Source organism: Roseateles flavus, from assembly GCF_039872765.1.
Taxonomy (GTDB): domain Bacteria; phylum Pseudomonadota; class Gammaproteobacteria; order Burkholderiales; family Burkholderiaceae_C; genus Roseateles_B; species Roseateles_B flavus.
On record NZ_JBDPZC010000007.1, the window covers coordinates 160,285 to 178,628 of the forward strand.

Below are 18,344 nucleotides of genomic sequence, written 5' to 3' on the forward strand. Positions count from 1 at the left end.
GGGGAGCCCGAGGCCGCCGCTCAGCCCGCCAGCGCCCGGATCTGCCGCAGCAGCGAGGGGCCCTTGCCCGTCAACTGCTGGCTGATCAGGGCCTTCAGCGGGGGCAGGTGGGCAGCGCCCTGCAGCACGCCCTGGCGCAGGGCGCGGGCCAGGGGGCGCTCGTCGGTGAAGAGCTTCACCACGGCATTGGTGCCCAGGTAGATGGGGCGGGTGGCGCGGCGGTGCTCGCGCTCGAAGCGCTCCAGCGCCACGGCCTCGCCCAGGTCGCAGCCGGCGCGGTGGCGCCGCGCCATCTGCAGCTCACGGGCCAGGGTCTGCACGCCGTAGAGGCCGAAGTTGTAGCCATGGGCCGTGACCGGGTGCATGCCCACGGCGGCATCGCCGATGAGGGCGAAGCGTCGCGCCACGAAGCGCCGCGCATAGGTGGCCACCAGGGGATAGAAGTGCCGCGGCCCGGCCAGGCGCAGCGTGCCCAGGCGGTCCTGGCTGTGGGTCTGGACCCAGGCCAGGAAGGCGTCGTCGTCCAGGTCCAGCAGGGCCTGGGCCTCGTCGGCGTTGACGGTCAGGACCAGCGAGGCCATGTGCTCCTGCAGCGGCAGCCAGGCCATGGTGTGGCCGTGGTGGAAGCATTCCAGCGCGGTGTGCTGGTGCGGCAGCTCATGGTGCATGCGACACAGGATGACGCTGCGGCCGAAGTCCAGCATGTCCGCGCCAATCCCCGCCAGGCGGCGGCTGGCGGAGAAGCGGCTGTCCGCGGCGATCACCAGCGGGGCGGCCAGGCGTTCGCCGTCCTCCAGCACCACTTCCGCGGCGCGGCCGCCCTGGGCCAGCAGGCTCAGCTTCTGCACGCGGGTGCCGCAGCGCAGGGTGACGCGGTCCTGGCGCTTCTCCACGCCCTGCCAGGCGACCTGGCGCAGCCAGTGGTTGGGCACGAGGTGGCCCAGGCGGTCCGTGCCCTGGCCTTCCGGCGTGAAGCCCAGGAAGCGGGCGTCCTGGCCGTTGAAGACCTGGGCGGCCTTCAGCGGCGAGATGGCCTCGGGGGGCAGGTCTTGCCAGGCGCCCAGCTGCTGCAGCACGCCCACGCCGCGGTGGGTGAGGGCGATCTCGCGGCCGTCCTCCTTCGGCTCGGCAATGGCCGCCAGCGGCGCCTGCTCCAGCACCGTGGAGGCGATGCCGATGTCGGCCAGGGCCGCGGCCATGGACAGGCCGGCCGGGCCGGCGCCGATGATCAGGACGGAATCGGAGGAGGGCGAGGTCTGCACGATGCGGGAGGGCGCGAGGGCCGGCATTGAAGGCGCGAGCAGCGTAGCCCGCGGGCCGCGGGGCCGGCTTGATCCTGATCAGCCAAGGGGCGCGAACCCAGGGGGCCGGCGCCCAAGAAACAAAGCCCCGGCCGGCGATGCGGGCGGGGCTTGGGGCGGGGCTTGTGGCGCTCAGCGCTGGCGCAACAGAGTGCGCAGGCTCCAGGCGGCGGCCAGGGCCTGCGTCAGATAGAGCAGGCCGCTCCAGACCTCGTAGGGCAGGCCCAGCAGCTTGTAGGCGGCGGCCTCGTTGCAGCCGGCCGTGGCCATGAAGACCGAGGGCAGAAGTTCGTCCAGGTGCAGGACCATCACCAGCTGATCGGCGAAGGTCATGTTGCAGCTGGCCGATTGCGCCGCCACCTGATGCTGCCAGACCGCGGCCGCCAGCCCGGCCAGGGCCAGGCCCGCGACCAGGAGCAGGCTCAAGAGCTGCACGGCCCGGGCGCGGTTCAGCAGCTGGCCCAGCAGCCATCCCAGCCCGGCCACGAGGCCCAGCAGCAGGAACACGCCGCGCTGCATCACGCACCAGGGGCAGGGCCGCACGTCGAAGAAGTGCTGGGCCGCCAGGGCCAGGGCCAGCGAGCCGAGGCTGCTGAGGCAGACCAGGGCCAGCACGCGGCCCGGCCAGGGGGAGGGGCGGAGGAACATCAGGCCAGCACTTCGGCGACGAGGTCGATCTCCACGCAGGCGCCCAGCGGGTTCTGGGCCACGCCGAAGGCGCTGCGGGCATGCTTGCCGTTGTCGCCGAAGACCTCGGCCAGCAGCTCGGAGCAGCCGTTGGTGACCAGGTGCTGCTCGGTGAAATCGGGCGTGCTGTTGACCAGGCTCATCAGCTTGATGATGCGCACCTTGTTCAGGTCGCCCACGGCGGCGTGCAGGGTGCCCATGAGGTCGATGGCGATGTTGTGGGCGGCCTGCTTGCCGGCGGCGGTGTCCACGTTCTTGCCCAGCTGGCCGGCCCACACGGCGCCGTCCTTCTTGGCCAGGTGACCCGAGAGGAACAGCAGATTGCCGGTGCGCACAAAGGGCACGTAGGCGGCCACGGGCACGGCCAGCGGCGGCAGGGTGATGCCCAGGGCGTTCAGGCGGTCATACACAGAGTTGGGGGTGCTCATGTCGGCTCTCGCAGGGGATTGGTGAAAAACTGGCCGGCATCCTACACCCGTGACAGGAACGATGCCGGTGCTCATGCCCGCCGCCTTCATGCTGGGCTGGCTGCTGGGCCTGGCGGGCCTGCACCAGCTGGCGCAGCTGCCCCCGGCCCACTGGCCCTGGCTGATGCTTTGCAGCAGCGCCCTGCTGGCATCGGCCCTGCTGCTGCGCTGCCTGCCAGGCGCCTTCCGCGTGGTTCTGCTGCTGACCCTGGGTCTGCTGGCGGGCCTGGGCAGCGGCTGCCTGCGGGCCGAGCAGCGCCTGCAGGCCCGCCTGGGGCCGGCGCTGGAGGGGCAGGAGATCGAGGTGCAGGCCGAGGTCCTCGCCCTGCCGCAGGCGGTGCAGGGCTTCGCGGGCGGCCCGGGCTGGCGCCTGGTGCTGGGCCTGGCGCCGCTGCAGGGTCAGGTCTTGCCACCGGGGGCGCCGCGGCAGGTGCTGGCCTTGGGCTATCCGGCCGCCGGGCAGGCCCCCTGGCGGGCCTGCGAACGCTGGCAGCTGCGCCTGCGTCTGCAGCGATCGCCGGGCCTGGCCAATCCCCATGGCTTCGACCAGGCCCTGTGGATGCTGGAGCAGGACCTCCAGGCCCGCGCCCAGATCCGCCCCGGCCTGCAGCAGCGCCTGGCCGGCGCGCCCTGGCACTGCCTGGCTCACTGGCGCGAGGCCTGGCGCGAGCGCCTGCAGGCCCGCTTGGGCAGCGGTGGGGCGGCTGGCCTGCTGGTGGCGCTGAGCGTGGGGGATCAGGCGGCCATTCCCGCGCCCGACTGGCAGGTGTACCGCGACACCGGCGTCGCCCACCTCATGGCCATCAGCGGCCTGCACATCACCATGTTCGCCTGGGGTCTGTCGGCCCTGGTGGCGGCCCTGTGGCGGCGCAGCGAGGCCCTGAGCCTGATCGTCCCGGCGCCCAGGGCGGGGGCCTGGCTGGGCGTGGCGGCGGCCGCGGCCTATGCGGCCTTCACGGGCTGGGGCGTGCCGGCCCAGCGCACCGTCTGGATGCTGCTGGGCCTGGCCTGCCTGCAGCAGGGGGCCTGGCGCTGGCCCTGGCCGCTGCGCCTGCTCGGTGCGGCCTGGCTGGTGTGCCTGCTGGATCCCTGGGCGGTGTGCCAGGCGGGCTTCTGGCTCAGCTTCGGGGCGGTGGCGCTGCTGATGAGCCAGGGGCGCACGCCCGAGGCGCCGGGCTGGCGGGCCCGGCTGGGCGCGCTGCTGCGCGAGCAGGGCGTGGTGACCCTGGGCCTGGCGCCCCTCACCCTGATCCTGTTCCAGCAGCTGTCCCTGGTGGGCGTGCTGGCCAACCTGCTGGCGATCCCGCTGGTGAGCTTCGTGATCACCCCGCTGGCGCTGGCGGGCATCGCCTGGCCTGCCTGCTGGACCCTCGGCGCCTGGCTGGCCGCGCAGGGCCTGGCCCTGTTGGCGCTGATGGCGGCCTGGCCCGTGGCCGTGCTGAGCCTGCCGGTGGCCCCAGCCTGGGCGCAGGCCGCCGCACTGGCGGGGGCGGCCCTGATGGTGCTGCCGCTGCCGCGGGCCTGGCGGCTCGCCGGCCTGTGCCTGCTGCCGGGCCTGCTGTGGCCGGTGGTGCCGCGACCGCCGCCGGGCCGCTTCGAGCTGCTGGCGGCCGACGTCGGGCAGGGCACGGCGGTGCTGGTGCGCACCGGGCAGCACCTGCTGCTCTATGACACTGGCCCGCGCTGGGGCGGCGGCGCCGACGCCGGCCAGCGCGTGCTGCTGCCGCTGCTGCGTGCCCTGGGCTGGGGGCCCCTGGACGCGCTGATGCTGAGCCACCAGGACCTGGATCACGTCGGTGGCGCGGCGGCCGTGCTGCGCCAGCTGCGGCCCCCGCTCCTGCGCAGCAGCCTGCCGCCGGGGCACCCCCTGCTGCAGGGCCAGGCGCATGAGCCCTGCGAGCGCGGCCAGCACTGGGACTGGGACGGCGTGCGCTTCGAGCTCCTGCACCCCGGTCCGCCCGAGCCGCCGCGCACCCAGGCCGCGGCCCGCCCCAACCACCGCTCCTGCGTGCTGCGCATCACCGATGCCCACGGCCACAGCGCCCTGCTCACGGGCGACGTGGAGGCGCCGGACGAAGCCTTGATGTTGTCAGAGGGTCAGGTCTTGCCCAGTGAGGTGCTGCTGCTGCCCCACCACGGCAGCCGGACCTCCTCGACGCCCGCCCTCCTGGCCGCCGCGGCCCCGCGCCTGGCCCTGGCACAGGCGGGCTACCGCAACCGCTTCGGCCACCCGCACCCGGAGGTGCTGGCCCGCTACCGCGCCGCAGGCATCCCCGTCTGGCAGAGCCCCGGCTGCGGCGCCTGGCGCTGGCTCAGCGGCGAGGCCTGGCCCACCTGCGAGCGCCAGCGCGATCCGCGCTACTGGCAGCTGCCTGATCTGGTGGCGCAGCCCGCGCCTGGCGAGGAACCGGAGGGGCCGGATCCATGAGCGCTGGCCGCACGTGGGCGGCTGGTCAGGCGAAGCGCCTGATCAGGCCTGCTCCAGCACCACGCGATTGCGCCCGGTCTCCTTGGCCTGGTACAGCGCCCGGTCGGCGCGCTGCAGCAGGGCATCCAGCTTGTCGTCCTGCCCATGCAGGGTGGCTGCCCCGAGGCTGATGGTGAAGCGGACCTCCTGGCCGCCGTCGGAACGGACGTCTGTCACGCCTTGCACCGCCACCCGCAGGCGCTCGGCCATGGCCGCGGCGCCGGCCAGGTCCGATTGCGGCAGCAGGATCGCGAACTCCTCGCCGCCCAGCCGGCCGCAAAGGTCGTGGCCGCGGCAGAGGGACTGGATCGTGGTGGCCAGGGCCTGGATCACCCGGTCTCCGGTGGGGTGGCCCCAGCTGTCGTTGACGAGCTTGAACTTGTCGATGTCCACCATCAGGAGCGACAGCGCGTGGCCATGGCGCTGCGCACGGGCGATTTCCGCCTGTCCGCTGCGCTGGAATGCCCGTCGGTTGGCTGCGCCGGTCAGCGGGTCCGTGCTGGCCTGCAGCCGCAGCTTCTCGCGCTGGGCCAGGGTGATCAGGTAGATGCGCAGGGCAAGAAAGGACAGGCCGCTGAGCACCAGAAAGCCGACCATGAACTGCAGGCGCCGGTAGTGCCAGCCCCGCAAGGCAGTCTCCAGGTCGTAGCCCACCGCCGCGACAAAGGGCAGCCGGCCGACGGGTGACACGCCTGCCACGCGCAGCCGGCCATCTTCGGTGGCGGCCGTCTGGAAGACGCCATGGCCGCGCTGCGCCAGTTCCGCGCGACGCGCTGCGAGCGCGGGATCGCTGGCGCGCGTCGCTGGCAGCGGCGGATTGCGCGCCAGCAGGGTGCCCTCGCGATCCAGCAAGGCCATCACGGCGTTGCTGTCGGTGCGGACGCCTTCCAGCCAGCGCTGCGCGATGTCCAGGTCGATGACGGCCATGGCGGCCCCCTGGAGCCGGCCGTCGGCAAGGCCGAGTGTCCGGCTCATCAGCAGCACCGGGCGGCGCGAGTGTGAGCGTTCGGCCGGCATGTATTCGAAATGCAAGGCCTCGCCAGGCGCCACCCTGCGGGCCTCGCAGAAGGACTGGATGCTCTTGCGGCCCTCGACGTCTCGATGGGATACCGCCACGAAGAGACAGTTCTCGTCGAGCAGCGCCAGGTCGGCCAGTCCGGTGACCGTGCCGGCCTTCTCCGCCAGCAGGGTCTTGAGCCGCCGGGCCTGCGCGGCGTCCCTCGTCGGGTAGCTCAGATCGTGCCGAGGATCGATGCGGCCGAGCACGTCTCGCAGCACGTAGTCGGTGATGAGGAAGGTGTCACCGAAGGCGCGGCTGATCAGCTCGCTGCGGTGCAGGGCCATCTGGCCTGTCTCGTCGATGAGGCGCTGGCGTTCATGCTGGAAATCCGACCGGAGGTACAGCGCCATGCCGCTCAGCAGGGCCGCCAGGGCCAGGTGGCTGCCGATGATGCGCCGCTGATGCACGGCCTTCAGGATCGAGTACAAGCGTGGCACCTCGCAACCGTTACAAGGGGCCGGGCCCCAGGGCCTGATCAGGGCAGGACAGCACCCTGCAGACTCCCCGCATGCGCGGTCCGCGGGCTGTGGGCCACTCTAGCAGCCGTGCCCGCCCGCGGCCGGCCGGGGGCGGGGCCGCCCGGGGCCGGCGCGGCAAATGTCACGTTGGCGTCCGGGGTTAGGGCCGGGCGGCGTGGTCGCCACAACGGCCCAGCCTCAGCTCGCGTCGCAGAACGCGGGCAGGCCGCCGCGGGCTCAGTCCGTGCCCGCCCGCCGCATCTGCCCCAGCTTGCGCCCCAGGCTGATCACGGCCATGGCGTAGTAGGCGGACTGGTTGTAGCGGGTCAGCACGAAGAAGTTGTCGGTGCCGGCCACGTAGACCGGGGCGGCGTCGCCCATCTGCAGCTCGATCAGGGCAAGCTTGCCGGTGTGCTCCTGGCCGGCCTCGGAAAGGCGGGCGCCCAGGGCCTGCATCTGGGCCGGCGTGAAGGTGGGCCGCACGTCGGGGGCCAGCAGCTGGGCGCGTTCGGCGGTGCCGGCGGGGGCGGCCACGGTGTAGTCGGTGGGCAGGGCACGCTGCCAGCCGTGCTGGGCCAGGAAGTTGGCCACGGAGCCAATGGCATCGGCCGGGCTGTTGATGAGGTCGGCATGGCCGTCGCCGTCGAAGTCCACGGCATGGCGCATCCAGCTGCCGGGCATGAACTGGCCCAGGCCCAGGGCGCCGGCATAAGAGCCCTTGAGGGCCAGGGGATCCAGGCCATCGCGCTGACACAGCAGGAGGAACTGGTGCAGCTCCTCGCGGAAGAAGGGGCTGCGGTCGCTGCGGCCAGTGGGGAAGTCGAAGCTCAGCGTGGCCAGGGCATCAAGGATGCGGAAGCCGCCCATGATGCGGCCGTAGAAGGTCTCGACGCCGATGATGCCCAGCACGATCTCGGCGGGCACGCCATAGGTCTCTTCCGCGCGGGCCAGGGCCTCGGCGTTGGCCTCCCAGAAGGCCAGGCCGGCCTGCAGGCGCCGGGGCTCGACGAAGCGGTCGCGGTAGGCCATCCAGTCCTTGGCCGTGCCGGCGGGCGTGGGCATGATCAGCCGCTGCACGCTGGGCAGGATGCGGGCCTGGGCCAGCAGGGCGGCGATCTGCTCGGGCGTCTGGTTCAGCGAGGCCGCATGCTCCGCGGCGAATGCCAGCACGGCGGCGGTCTGACCCAGGGCCGGGGCCTTGGCGTCGGCACTGCCGGGCGCGGTGCCGCCCTTGGTGTGGCGGGCGGGTTTTGTCTTGCCGGTTTGCTTGGAGCGCTGGCCCGCGGTGAGCGTCTTTCGGTTGGCCGCGGGAGCCGCCGGACTTGCGGAGGCAGTGGCCGAGGGGCGCTCAGCTGCCTGCGCGCGGCAGACGGGTGTTGCCAGCAGCAGGCTGACGGGCAGGAGGCTCAGGGCGACGAGCGAGTGGGGCAGGGCGGGCAGAGTCAGCAAGATGGGCAATGCCGCGGTGGGCGGCGCATTGACAGAGGATGGGGGCAGAGCATACGGGATAGCCTGCCCTCCGCTCCCCAAAGGCCTGGCGCCGGCAGCTCGGCCGGGGTGCCCTGGCCATGCTCAACAGGCGCCCGCAGCGCATCTTCCGAGAAAGAAGGCCGGTTAGCCCGATCAAGCGGATTGACCGGCCTCTTGCGGCTCGGGTGCGCGGCGGGCGGTGCTCAGAGCACCAGCATTTCAGCCTTGAGAGACTTGACGCAGTCCTCGGCGGCAAGGGCCAGCTCCTTCTTGAGCAGTGCGGCGCCGTTACCGGTCAGCTCGTCGTAGGTCGGCGCACCCGTGTTCGACTCGGGGAAGCGGGTGCAGACGCCTTCCGCCACCGTCGTCTTGGTGGTGGTATCGATCAAGCGAGCCTTGGCCGAATACAGCACGCGGTAGTGCGTCCAATCCGTGGGGAAGTAGACGAACTGCCAGCCCATGGTCTGGACGTCCAGCACGTACTGGGCGCTGCCGTCGGCGGCCTTGGCGAGCGTGGCGGCGTCCTGGGCGGAGACGGTCAGGGGCTGACCTGCGGTCTTGGTGCCATGCGCGCTGCTGAGGGCGCTGGCCAGACCCTCAGCGATGGCCTGCGCCGGGTCCTGGATCGCGTGGCCGCTCACCATGGCATTGCCATCGGAGACAGCCAGGGCCAGGCCGACGAGGGCGATGGCCGCCTTGCTGGGCGTCATCGCAATGAAGTCAGGGACCGGGCGCTTGGTCTGGACGAGGGTCTGGCCCTTGAGCCCGGCCACAGCGCCGGGGCCCAGGGCTTGCTTGTTGACAGTGGCGCAGCCGCCGAGCGCCAACAAGGCGACGATGGGCAGCAGGGGCTTGAGCTTCATGATGGGTCCTCCTCTGAAAGCTTGGTCTTGAAATAGGGGCGTGCGATTTTAGTGGCAATGGTGCGTGGGTCCCTGCCGGCGGCAGGCGATGGCCGGACCGTACTGCGGGCGGTGCTAATCAGGGTTCGCAGGACTTCAAGCGCGCAGGCCCTGCCCGTCTGTTGCCTGCGCCTGCCAGGCCCCCGGCCCCTCGCTGCGCAGCACGGCCAGGCATTCATGGAACCAGGCCTGGGCCTGGGCGTGCTGTTCGGCCAGGTCTTCGAGGTCGCGCACGAAGCTCAGGCGTTCCAGGCGCCGGCAGACCTCGGCCGGCAGGTCGCGGGCCAGATAGCGCGGGCCGAAGCCGCGGCGGGCGGGGCAGTGCAGCAGGCGCAGGACCTCCATCAGCGGGCGCACCGTCATGGCCTGGTAGAAGTGCAGGGCCTCGACGGCGCGGCCGCGCAGGCGTTCCTTGGTGGGGATGTGCTGGAACATCTCGAAGGCGCTGGCCAGCACGGGAATGCGGGCGCGGGCCGCGGCCAGGTCCTGCGCGGCGTCGAGGTGCGTTTCCCGCAGCACGCCGGTCCTGTCATGCCAGACCCGGCCGTGGCCGTGCAGTTCGACCTCGCGGAAGAGCAGGGGGTCGCTGCGCCGGATCAGCACGAGGTCCAGTACCAGGAATTCGCTGCAGTCGCGCAGACGGTAGAAGCGCTGGCGGTAGCCCGCGGTGCCGGTGACCTCGTGCTGCAGGGCGATGGGCGAGAGCGCCCCGAGCGCGGCCTCGACGGCGGCGAACACGGCCTCGATGGCCTCGTCGGCCACCACCAGCACGGCGTCCACGTCCGAGAGCTCGTCGCGGTAGCTGAAGGCGGCGCTGCCCCCCTCCCAGGCCGCGTCGACATCGGGGTGGGCGGCCAGGGCAGCCTGCAGGGTCTCGATCAGCAGGGGGCGGGCAATGGGCTTCATGCGCCGCGATTGTGGCGAGCGACCGCTGCGGCGCCATCGGTCATGGTCAGCCCGCGCCGGGCCGCACCGTCCAAGCCGCCGCCGTGCGCGGGCGCTCACAAGGGCAGGGCTCTGCGCCCTCAGTAGGCGTCGTTGAAGGCGAAGACGGGCTTGCGCGACTTCCACAGGCCCCGGGTGAAGTCCGGGAAGGCCAGCGTCTTGAAGCCCTCGGCGATGGACTGCTCGGACAGTGGCGTGATGGCGCTCCAGGCCACGGCGTCGTAGATGTCGATGGGCATGGGCGCCTGGGCCTTCAGGGCCTCGACAAAGGCGTGGACCACGAAGAAGTCCATGCCGCCATGGCCAGCGCCCTCGGCCTGCGCCGCGTGCTTCTTCCACAGGGGGTGGTCGTAGCGGTCCTGGTAGGCCTGGAAGTCCTCCCACTGGTGGGGCGGACTCTTGCCTTCGATGTGGATGGAACGGTTGAGGTCCATCCACAGACCGTCCGTGCCCTGCACGCGGAAGCCTAGCGAGTAGGGGCGTGGCAGCGAGGTGTCGTGTTGCAGCAGGATGGTCTCGCCGTTCTCGCAGGCCAGGGTGGTGGTGACCACGTCGCCCAGACTGAAGCGGGTGCTGGCGCTGGGATGATCGGCCGGCGCCTTCATCTTGCGCTTGACGTAGTCCTGCAGGCCACGGGCCTTGCTGGCGAAGCTGCTGATGTGGGTGAAGCGGTTGCCGCGGTGGATGTTGGCGTACATGGCGCAGGGGCCGATGCCGTGGCTGGGGTAGAGCTCGCCGTTGCGCTGCACGGCGTGCTGGGTGCGCCAGCGCGCCTCGGACCAGCCCTTGGCGCCGAACTCGACGCCGCCGCCATAGGGTCGGGCCGGGTCGCCGCTGTTGAACTTCACGGCGCGTAGGTCGTGCTGGTAGCCGCCCTGCAGGTGCACCAGCTCACCGAAGAGGCCGGCGCGCACCATCTGCAGCACGGCCATGACGTCGCGGCGGTAGCAGACGTTCTCCAGCAGCATGTAGGGTGTGCGGGTGCGCAGCTGGGTGTCGAGCACATCCCAGTGGTCCTGCAGGCTGATGCCGGCCACCACCTCGCAGCCCACCGGCACGCCGGCCTCCATGGCGGCAATGGCCATGGGCGCATGCCACTCCCAGGGCGTGGCGATGATGACGCCGTCCAGCCCCTTCAGCGCCAGCAGGCGGCGGAAGGCCTGGGGGTCGGCATCCTCGCCGAAGACGCGGGGCTGCGGCCGGCCGGCCTTCTCGCACTGGTCCAGGGCCTTGCGCAGCATCAGGGGCTCGATGTCGCACAGGGCGGCCACCTCCACGTCCTCGCGCCGCAGCAGCTCCTTGAGCAAGACCTGACCCCGCATGCCGGTGCCGATCATGGCCAGGCGCAGGCGCTCGCGGCCGGCCAGGGCGCGACCGGGCAGGCCCGCGGCCAGGCCCAGGGCGGCGGTGGACTGGAGAAAGTGACGTCGTTGCATGGTCGCTGAAGCCTCGAAAGAGTGGGGCGGGTTGCGCCGCGGATGATGGCAGCGCCAGGTCGTGTCCGGCACTGCGTCAATCCCGGAGCCGGCATGAAAAAAGGGCTCCCCCGGGGGAGCCCTGTCGCGCAAGGACTGCTTACTTGGCGACTTCGGCCGGCGTCACCGGCTGGCCGTTCTGCTCGGTCGACCGATCGAAGACCAGGCTCTTGCCGAACTGCAGCTGCACCCAGGTCGGGTAGGTGTAGGCGGTGCCCTTGTTGTGGTCGATCAGGGCGCCGATGCCGCCACCCAGGATGATGTTGCCGTACATGCCCGAGTTTGCGCGGGACACGGCGCGGGCGGTGGCGTCGGGGTTGCCGGGATGGGTGCACAGGATGTCCAGGTCCTTGCCGGAGCGGCGGATCTGGGTGGTGTCGCCCGACTTGACGTTGAAGCTGCCGTAGTCATTGGTCAGCTTGCAGTCTGCACCGGTGATCATCTCGCCGGATTCGCCCTTGGTCTCCACCTTCATCGGGTGGGTGCTGTCGTTCATCACGGATGCGCAGCCGCTCAGGGCCAGGGCGCCCACCACGGCGCCGATCGTTGCAAGTTTCAAGGAATCCCCCAGGGTCTTTGTTGAAATGGGGCCGCAGTGTAACCAGTTGTTTACATAGCGCCTGGCAGGGTTTCCGGGGGGGGCTCGGGGGCGGCATCGCCGCGCAAGCCGGACGCTCAGGCGGGTCGCCGCAGCGTGCGCAGGGCCTGCCGCCAGCCGCTGCGCCAGGCCTGGGCGGGGGCCTGCGGGCCGGCGCCGTAGCGGGCCTGATCCCAGCTGCGCAGCAGGGCGGCGGCGGTCTGCGCGGCTGGCCCCATCACCGCCTCCAGGGCCTGGGCCCAGTGGCTGTAGCTCAGGTGCAGCGGGGCGGGGACGCCCATCCGGCTGAGGTCTTTCTGCACGCTCAGGCGCTGGCGCGTCCAGGCGTCGCGGGGGCGGCTCTGCCAGGCGTTCCAGGCCAGGGCCAGGACCAGCACGCCGGCGATCAGTCCCGCGGCGGCCTGGCCGAGCGCGGTCCAGTCGGGGCTCTCGAAGCCCAGCTTGCTCAGCAGCTTGAACTGCTCCTGGCGCGCATAGCCCAGCACCCACTGCTGCCAGCGGTTGTCCAGGCTTTCCCAGCCATTGCGCAGGCGCCGCCAGAGGTCGGGGCTGACGGTGCCCAGCATGCTGCCGACCAGGCCCGGCGGCGGCTCCAGGATCTGCCCGCGCTGGATGCGGTAGGGCGCCACGGCGGCCGTGGGATCGGCCCGCACCCAGCCCCGGTCCGCCTGCCAGTACTCCGCCCAGGCATGGGCCTGGGACTGCCGGATCACCCAGAAGCCATCCTGCGGTTCGGGGTCGGCACCCTGGTAGCCGGTGACCACGCGGGCGGGCACGCCCATGGCCCGCATCATCACGACGAAGGCACTCGCGAAGTGCTCGCAGAAGCCCAGGCGGCGGTCGAACCAGAACTCGTCGATCAGGTGCGGGCTCTGCTCGCCATAGCGGCCCGGCGACAGCGTGTAGCTGAAGGGCTGCTCGTGCAGGTGCTGCAGCAGCGCTTCCGCCGCGGCCGCCGGGCGCCGGGACTCCGGCAGCGCCGCCAAGGCCGGGCGCTGCAGCAGGGCGCGCGCAAAGGCCAGGCTGCGCGGGTTCAGGCCGGGTGGCAGGTCCAGGTAGTCGGACAGCTCCCGGGTGTCCAGCTGCTGCGGCAGGGCCTCGCTGGCGGGATGGGCCAGGTGCTGGAAGCGCAGGCGCTCGGTCAGCGGGCGCTGGGTGCGCCAGACATGCTCGCGGTCCAGGCGCAGGCGCAGCTCGTCCAGCTGCAGGGTCTCGCCGGCGGTGCTCGGGTCCAGCTCCAGCATGGGCAGCATGCGGATGCGCAGCGGCTCCAGCGTGAGCTCGTAGCGAAGCCGCGGGCCGGTGGTCCGGGCCTGGCGGCGGGAGGCGTCCAGTGGGGGCTCGCCCGAAGGCAGCTCGTCGGTGGCGGTCCAGAGGCGGCCGTCGAAGTCGCTCAGCACCGGGCCGCGGAAGTACCACTGGCGCGGATCGGGCGGGCCCTCCAGCACCCGCAGCCGCATGGCGATGCTCTGGTCGTTGGCGATCTCGCTGATGCCGCCGAACTGGAGGCGGTCGGACAGGCCGGTGCGTCCCACGCCTTCGGCCGGGATGCCCCACAGCGGCCCGATGCGGGGGAACAGCAGGAACAGGGCCACCATCACCGGCAGACCCTGCAGCGTCACCCGCGCCGCCTGCCTGGCGGCCAGGGCCAGATGAGGCTGGCCCAGGGGCATCTGGGCCAGCACCAGCGCGGTCAGCAGGCCCCAGGTGCAGGCCACGGTCCACAGCGCCGTCAGCAGGGACTGGGAATAGAGGAAGTGGGTCAGGACCAGGAAGAAGCCGAGGAAGAACACCACGAAGGCGTCGCGCCGGGCCCGCAGTTCCAGGGTCTTGAGTCCCATCAGCAGGACCAGCAGGGTGATGCCCGGCTCGCGGCCCAGCAGGGTGCGGAACTGCAGCCAGTTCGCGAGCACGGCCAGGCCCAGCACGAGGGTGAGGGTCCAGCGGCCGGGCAGGGGGCGGTTGGAGGCGGCCAGCCAGCCCCGCCAGCCCAGCACCAGGCCGGCCAGGACCAGGCACCAGGCGGGCAGGTGGTCCGCGTGGGGCAGCAAGGTGGCGGCGATCAGCCCCAGCAGGAAGAAGGTGTCCCGCGCCTCGCGGCCGGGCGGGCGCCAGCGCAGGGCCTGCCAGGGCCAGGTCTTGCCTTCAGTCGCGCTCATGCCGCCGGCTCCTGTTCCTCGGGCATGCCATGCAGGGCCAGCGCGCGCAGGCAGGCCTGCAGATGGCCGTCGCCGCTGTCGGGATCCAGCTGGCGGCCGGGGATCTGCAGGCCGAAGCGCAGGCCCTGGCCATCGGCCTGGCGCACCCAGGCGCAGAGGCGGGCCAGGCGGGCCTCGTCGTCCAGCCCGGCGGTGTCGGCCCAGCGCAGCCACAGAGCCTGGCCCTGGGGCGGCAGGCGCTCGCGCACCCACCATTGCGGCGGGGCGTCGCCCTGGGGCAGGGCCTTCTTCCAGTGGATGTCCCGCGGACGGTCGCCGCGCTGGTAGGGGCGCAGGCCCTGGACCTCGTCGCCGCCACGCGCGCCCGCGGCCGGGGTCTGCAGGCGCGGGCCGTCACCGCTGCCGCCCGGCAGGGCGGGCGGCAGCGCCTCGGCCCTGGGATAGACCAGCAGCGGGCTGGCCGGCCGCCAGTAGCTCCAGGCGCGGAACAGGCCCAGGGGGAAGCGGGTTTCCAGGCGCAGGGCGGGCAGGGCGTGCAGGCCGCGGGGCAGGGCGGGCAGGGCCACCTGGACCTGGGCATGGCCCTGGGCGGGCACGTCCGCCCAGGCGCTGCCGCCCAGCGGGTCGGCCTTCAGGAACTGGCGCCACTCCCGGCGGTCTGCCGCCAGGGCGATGCCGTAGCGGGCGGGGCCGGGGTTGTGCAGGCGCAGCAGCAGGGGCGCCTCGCTGCCGGCTTCCACGGCGTCGGGCGGGCGCAGGTCCAGGTCCAGGCCGCGCAGATTGGCATGGGTCGCCAGCATGGAGGCCAGTCCGGCGCCGGCCAGCAGGAAGCTCAGCGCAAAGCCCAGGCTCAGCTGCTCGTTGATGGAGGCCAGCAGCAGCACCGCCAGCGTGGCGCAGAAGAACAGGCCCGGCCGCGTTGGCAGGATGTAGAGGTTGCGCTGGGTCAGGTGGTGGGTGTCGGCGCGCGGGTGGCGGGCGCTCCACCATCGCTGCCAGCGGCTTGCGAGCGAGGCCATGACCGTCAGGGCAGCGGGACGGCTTCCAGCATGGCCCGCACCTGCTCGACCGCGCCGCGCCCGCTGCCGGGCCGGGGGCGCAAGCGGTGGGCGATGGTCTGGGCCAGGATGCCTTGCAGGTCGTCCGGCGTGACGTGGTCGCGGCCACGCAGCAGGGCACGCGCCCGCGCGGCGCGCAGCAGGGCCAGGCCGGCGCGGGGCGAGAGGCCGTCGCTGAACCACTGGCCCGATCGGGTGGCGCCCAGCAGGGCTTGCAGATAGTCCAGCAGGGCCGGCGAGGCATGGACCTGCGGGATGCGGGCCTGGATGGCCAGCAGCTCCTCGGGCTGCATCAGGGCTTGCAGATGGCGGATGGCCTCGCGGCTGTCCTGGCCCAGCAGCATTTCGCGCTCGGCCGCGCGGTCGGGCAGGCCCAGGCTGATGCGCATCAGGAAGCGGTCCAGCTGCGACTCCGGCAGCGGGTGCGTGCCCAGCTGCTCGCTGGGGTTCTGGGTGGCGATCACGAAGAAGGGGCGGGGCAGGGCATGGGTCTGGCCGTCGGCCGTGACCTGGTGCTCCTCCATGGCCTCCAGCAGGGCGCTCTGGGTCTTGGGGCCGGCGCGGTTGATCTCGTCGGCCAGCAGCACCTGAGCGAAGACGGGGCCCGGGTGGAACTGCCAGCCGCCGCGCTCGCGCTCATAAAGGCTGACGCCCAGGAGGTCGGAGGGCAGGAGGTCGGCGGTGAACTGCACGCGGGAATAGCGCAGCCCCAGCGAGACGGCCAGGGTGTGCGCCAGGGTGGTCTTGCCGACCCCCGGGAGGTCCTCGATGAGCAGGTGGCCGCCTGCCATGAGGCAGGTCAGGCAATCCTCGATCTGTAAGGCTTTGCCGCGGATGATCGTGCTAATCTGGAGCGACAGGGCCTCGAACCGGCGGGCAATGCTGGCGGGGGATAGGTCTTGCATAGGCCAAGCACCATAACCCAAATGCAGGGCGATGGCTTGCGCCATACAAGAGTTCCTGGAGACCGTGCCTTCGATGTCCACCGCCTTCCTCAGTCACCCCGACTGCCGCCGCCATGACATGGGCGCCGGCCACCCTGAATGCCCGCAACGCCTGGACGCCATCGACGACTGGCTGATCGCCAACGGCCTGGACATCGCCCTGAGCCGCCATGACGCACCGCTGGCCGAGCTGAAGGACGTCGAGCTGGCCCACACCCACGGCTATGTGAGCGAGATCCGCGACGTGCTGGAGGCCGTGGCCGCCAGCGGCGAATGCAAGGCCATCGACCCGGACACCATCGCCAACCCCTACACCTGGAGCGCCGCCCTGCGTGCCGCCGGCGCCGCCGTGCGGGCCACGGACCTGGTGCTGGACCGCCAGGCCGAGAACGCCTTCTGCGCCGTGCGCCCGCCGGGCCACCATGCCACGCGGGACCAGAGCATGGGCTTCTGCTTCTTCAACAACGTGGCCATCGCCGCCCGCCATGCGCTGGACGTGCGAGGCCTGGACCGCGTGGCCGTGGTCGACTTCGACGTGCACCACGGCAACGGCACGGAAGACATCCTCGCGGGCGACGACCGCGTGCTGATGGTGGGCATCTTCCAGCACCCGCTCTATCCCTACAGCGGCGCCGTGCCCAAGGGCGAGAACATGGTCAATGTGCCCATCCCGGCCTACACGCGGGGCGGGGAGATCCGCGAGATGATCGAGGCCATGTGGATGCCCGCGCTGGAGCGCTTCCGCCCGCAGATGATCTTCATCTCGGCCGGCTTCGACGCGCACCGCGAGGACGACCTCGGCCAGCTGGGCCTGGTCGAGGCCGACTACGAATGGATCACCCTGCGCATCAAGGACATCGCCGCGCGGCATGCGCAGGGGCGCATCGTCTCGGTGCTGGAGGGCGGCTACCATCTGGGGGCCCTGGCGCGCAGCGTGGGAACGCATCTCAGAGTCCTCACGGGCGTCTGATCATTCCCTGGCGCAAGGCTCACAAGGGCGGCTGCAGGCCGCCCTTTTCGGTTTCTGAAGAAAGTGCATGAGTACCCAATCCCTTGATTTCGAGGAAGTGCAGCGTCTGCTGGCCTCCTTCGCCACGACGTCGGCCCTGATGGAGCTGGGCCTGCTCGTGGGCTGCCTGGCCCTGTCGTGGCTGATCGTCTCGCGCCTGAAGCACTTCATGCAGGACCGCCCGGCCTCGGTGCTGTTCGGCAGCCATGTGGTGGACGGCGTGCTCTTCCCGGTGCTGGCCCTCGTGGCGGCCTTTGCCGCGCGGCGGGCGCTGCCCATGCTGGGCATCAAGTCGGCGGTGTTCAAGCTCATCATCCCGGTGCTGGTGTCCCTGGTGGTGATCCGGCTGACGGCCCGCGTGCTGCGCGCGGCCATGCCGGAGTCGCGCTGGGTGGGCCTGCTGGAGCGCAGCGTGTCCTGGCTGGCCTGGGGGGGCTCCATCCTGTGGATCACGGGCCTGCTGCCGGCGGTGATGGAGGAGCTGGAGAACATCTCCTGGAAGATGGGCAACAGCCAGGTCACGCTGCGGGCCATGATCGAGGGCAGCCTGACCGCCGTTTTCGTGATGGTGCTGGCGCTGTGGCTCTCGGCTGTGATCGAAGGGCGCCTGCTGCGCAATGCCACGACGGACCTCTCCCTGCGCAAGATCGCCGTCAACCTGACGCGGGCGGTGCTGCTCTTCATCGGCCTGCTGCTGGCCCTGAGTGCGGCGGGCATCGACCTCACCGCCCTGGGCGTGCTGGGCGGTGCCGTGGGCGTGGGCCTGGGCTTCGGCCTGCAGAAGCTGGCGGCCAATTACGTCTCGGGCTTCGTGATCCTGGCCGAGCGCTCGCTGCGCATCGGGGACATGGTCAAGGTCGACAACTTCGAGGGCCGCATCTCCGACATCAAGACCCGCTACACCGTCATCCGGGCGCTGAACGGCCGCGAGGCCATCGTGCCCAACGAAACCCTGATCACCACCCGCGTGGAGAACTCCTCGCTGGCCGATCCCAAGGTGCTGATCACGACGGTCGTGCAGGTCGACTACGCGGCGGACCTGGACGTGGTGATGCCCGCCCTGGTGACGGCCGTGTCCCAAGTGCCGCGCGTGCTCCAGGACCCCACGCCGACGGTGCAGCTGAGCAATTTCGCGGCCGACGGCCTGGAGCTGACCCTGGTCTTCTGGATCTGCGACCCCGAGAACGGCCAGGGCGGCGTGCGCTCGGAGGTCAACCTCAGCATCCTGCGCACCCTGCGCGGGCTGGGCGTGGAGATTCCCTATCCGCAGCGGGTGGTGCATCAGGGCAAGACCTGACCCTCTGCCCGCGCCAAAAGAAAACGCGACCCGAGGGTCGCGTTTTT

General features: G+C 71.7%; 15 protein-coding genes. 3 read left to right on the plus strand and 12 right to left on the minus strand.

All coding sequences use genetic code 11. The features are described from left to right. Positions 1-20 precede the first annotated feature (20 nt). The 3 genes from ubiM to ABDJ40_RS15840 form a co-directional block, all read right to left on the minus strand. A complete protein-coding gene (gene ubiM / locus ABDJ40_RS15830; RefSeq protein WP_347611335.1) occupies positions 21-1,289 on the minus strand; it encodes a 5-demethoxyubiquinol-8 5-hydroxylase UbiM in 1,269 nt (422 codons plus the stop codon). Between the two features lie 144 nt (positions 1,290-1,433). Next, entirely contained in the window at positions 1,434-1,949 is a 516-nt protein-coding gene (locus ABDJ40_RS15835) for a disulfide bond formation protein B (protein ID WP_347611338.1), read from the minus strand. After that, entirely contained in the window at positions 1,949-2,416 is a 468-nt protein-coding gene (locus ABDJ40_RS15840; RefSeq protein ID WP_347611340.1) for a RidA family protein, read from the minus strand. Before ABDJ40_RS15840 ends, ABDJ40_RS15835 begins: the two co-directional genes overlap by 1 nt. A 73-nt stretch (positions 2,417-2,489) precedes the next feature. On the opposite strand from ABDJ40_RS15840, the gene ABDJ40_RS15845 reads away from it, so the two are divergent. Further along, complete coding sequence (locus tag ABDJ40_RS15845; protein ID WP_347611342.1) at positions 2,490-4,883, plus strand: DNA internalization-related competence protein ComEC/Rec2; 2,394 nt, start codon at positions 2,490-2,492, stop codon at positions 4,881-4,883. Between the two features lie 42 nt (positions 4,884-4,925). On the opposite strand, the gene ABDJ40_RS15850 is transcribed toward ABDJ40_RS15845, so the two are convergent. From ABDJ40_RS15850 to ABDJ40_RS15890, 9 genes are all read right to left on the minus strand, one after another. After that, on the minus strand, positions 4,926-6,410 hold the full coding sequence (locus ABDJ40_RS15850; RefSeq protein WP_347611344.1) for a GGDEF domain-containing protein: 1,485 nt from the start codon (positions 6,408-6,410) through the stop codon (positions 4,926-4,928). 267 nt (positions 6,411-6,677) lie between these two features. Then, positions 6,678-7,880 carry a lytic murein transglycosylase B gene (mltB, locus tag ABDJ40_RS15855; protein ID WP_430765653.1) on the minus strand — a complete coding sequence of 401 codons (1,203 nt, stop codon included), beginning with the start codon at positions 7,878-7,880 and terminating at the stop codon, positions 6,678-6,680. Positions 7,881-8,113: 233 nt separating this feature from the next. After that, entirely contained in the window at positions 8,114-8,773 is a 660-nt protein-coding gene (locus ABDJ40_RS15860) for a hypothetical protein (protein WP_347611348.1), read from the minus strand. 135 nt (positions 8,774-8,908) lie between these two features. Beyond that, the gene (locus tag ABDJ40_RS15865) at positions 8,909-9,718 is read right to left on the minus strand and encodes a hypothetical protein (RefSeq protein ID WP_347611350.1); all 810 of its coding nucleotides are present in this window, start codon (positions 9,716-9,718) and stop codon (positions 8,909-8,911) included. 119 nt (positions 9,719-9,837) lie between these two features. Further along, the gene (locus ABDJ40_RS15870) at positions 9,838-11,193 is read right to left on the minus strand and encodes a Gfo/Idh/MocA family protein (RefSeq protein ID WP_347611352.1); all 1,356 of its coding nucleotides are present in this window, start codon (positions 11,191-11,193) and stop codon (positions 9,838-9,840) included. 139 nt (positions 11,194-11,332) lie between these two features. Beyond that, complete coding sequence (locus ABDJ40_RS15875; RefSeq protein ID WP_347611354.1) at positions 11,333-11,791, minus strand: hypothetical protein; 459 nt, start codon at positions 11,789-11,791, stop codon at positions 11,333-11,335. A gap of 116 nt (positions 11,792-11,907) precedes the next feature. Further along, positions 11,908-13,989, minus strand: coding sequence for a transglutaminase TgpA family protein (locus ABDJ40_RS15880; protein ID WP_347611355.1), 2,082 nt, complete (start codon positions 13,987-13,989; stop codon positions 11,908-11,910). Next, positions 13,986-15,008, minus strand: a complete 1,023-nt coding sequence (locus tag ABDJ40_RS15885; protein ID WP_347611356.1) for a DUF58 domain-containing protein — start codon at positions 15,006-15,008, stop codon at positions 13,986-13,988. The genes ABDJ40_RS15880 and ABDJ40_RS15885 overlap by 4 nt, the downstream gene beginning before the upstream one ends. Before the next feature lie 5 nt (positions 15,009-15,013). Next, positions 15,014-15,952, minus strand: coding sequence for an AAA family ATPase (locus tag ABDJ40_RS15890; protein ID WP_269633424.1), 939 nt, complete (start codon positions 15,950-15,952; stop codon positions 15,014-15,016). 73 nt (positions 15,953-16,025) lie between these two features. On the opposite strand from ABDJ40_RS15890, the gene ABDJ40_RS15895 reads away from it, so the two are divergent. Both ABDJ40_RS15895 and ABDJ40_RS15900 read left to right on the plus strand, forming a co-directional pair. Further along, on the plus strand, positions 16,026-16,961 hold the full coding sequence (locus tag ABDJ40_RS15895; protein WP_269633425.1) for a histone deacetylase family protein: 936 nt from the start codon (positions 16,026-16,028) through the stop codon (positions 16,959-16,961). 67 nt (positions 16,962-17,028) lie between these two features. Next, entirely contained in the window at positions 17,029-18,297 is a 1,269-nt protein-coding gene (locus ABDJ40_RS15900) for a mechanosensitive ion channel family protein (RefSeq protein ID WP_347611357.1), read from the plus strand. The last annotated feature ends 47 nt before the right edge of the window (positions 18,298-18,344 follow it).

Bases quoted from the DNA above. Each gene is read 5' to 3' on its own strand.
- ubiM (WP_347611335.1), bottom strand. From the start codon at position 1,289: ATGCCGGCCCTCGCGCCCTCCCGCATCGTGCAGACCTCGCCCTCCTCC.
- ABDJ40_RS15835 (WP_347611338.1), bottom strand. From the start codon at position 1,949: ATGTTCCTCCGCCCCTCCCCCTGGCCGGGCCGCGTGCTGGCCCTGGTC.
- ABDJ40_RS15840 (WP_347611340.1), bottom strand. From the start codon at position 2,416: ATGAGCACCCCCAACTCTGTGTATGACCGCCTGAACGCCCTGGGCATC.
- ABDJ40_RS15845 (WP_347611342.1), top strand. From the start codon at position 2,490: ATGCCCGCCGCCTTCATGCTGGGCTGGCTGCTGGGCCTGGCGGGCCTG.
- ABDJ40_RS15860 (WP_347611348.1), bottom strand. From the start codon at position 8,773: ATGAAGCTCAAGCCCCTGCTGCCCATCGTCGCCTTGTTGGCGCTCGGC.
- ABDJ40_RS15865 (WP_347611350.1), bottom strand. From the start codon at position 9,718: ATGAAGCCCATTGCCCGCCCCCTGCTGATCGAGACCCTGCAGGCTGCC.
- ABDJ40_RS15870 (WP_347611352.1), bottom strand. From the start codon at position 11,193: ATGCAACGACGTCACTTTCTCCAGTCCACCGCCGCCCTGGGCCTGGCC.
- ABDJ40_RS15880 (WP_347611355.1), bottom strand. From the start codon at position 13,989: ATGAGCGCGACTGAAGGCAAGACCTGGCCCTGGCAGGCCCTGCGCTGG.
- ABDJ40_RS15885 (WP_347611356.1), bottom strand. From the start codon at position 15,008: ATGGCCTCGCTCGCAAGCCGCTGGCAGCGATGGTGGAGCGCCCGCCAC.
- ABDJ40_RS15890 (WP_269633424.1), bottom strand. From the start codon at position 15,952: ATGCAAGACCTATCCCCCGCCAGCATTGCCCGCCGGTTCGAGGCCCTG.
- ABDJ40_RS15895 (WP_269633425.1), top strand. From the start codon at position 16,026: ATGTCCACCGCCTTCCTCAGTCACCCCGACTGCCGCCGCCATGACATG.
- ABDJ40_RS15900 (WP_347611357.1), top strand. From the start codon at position 17,029: ATGAGTACCCAATCCCTTGATTTCGAGGAAGTGCAGCGTCTGCTGGCC.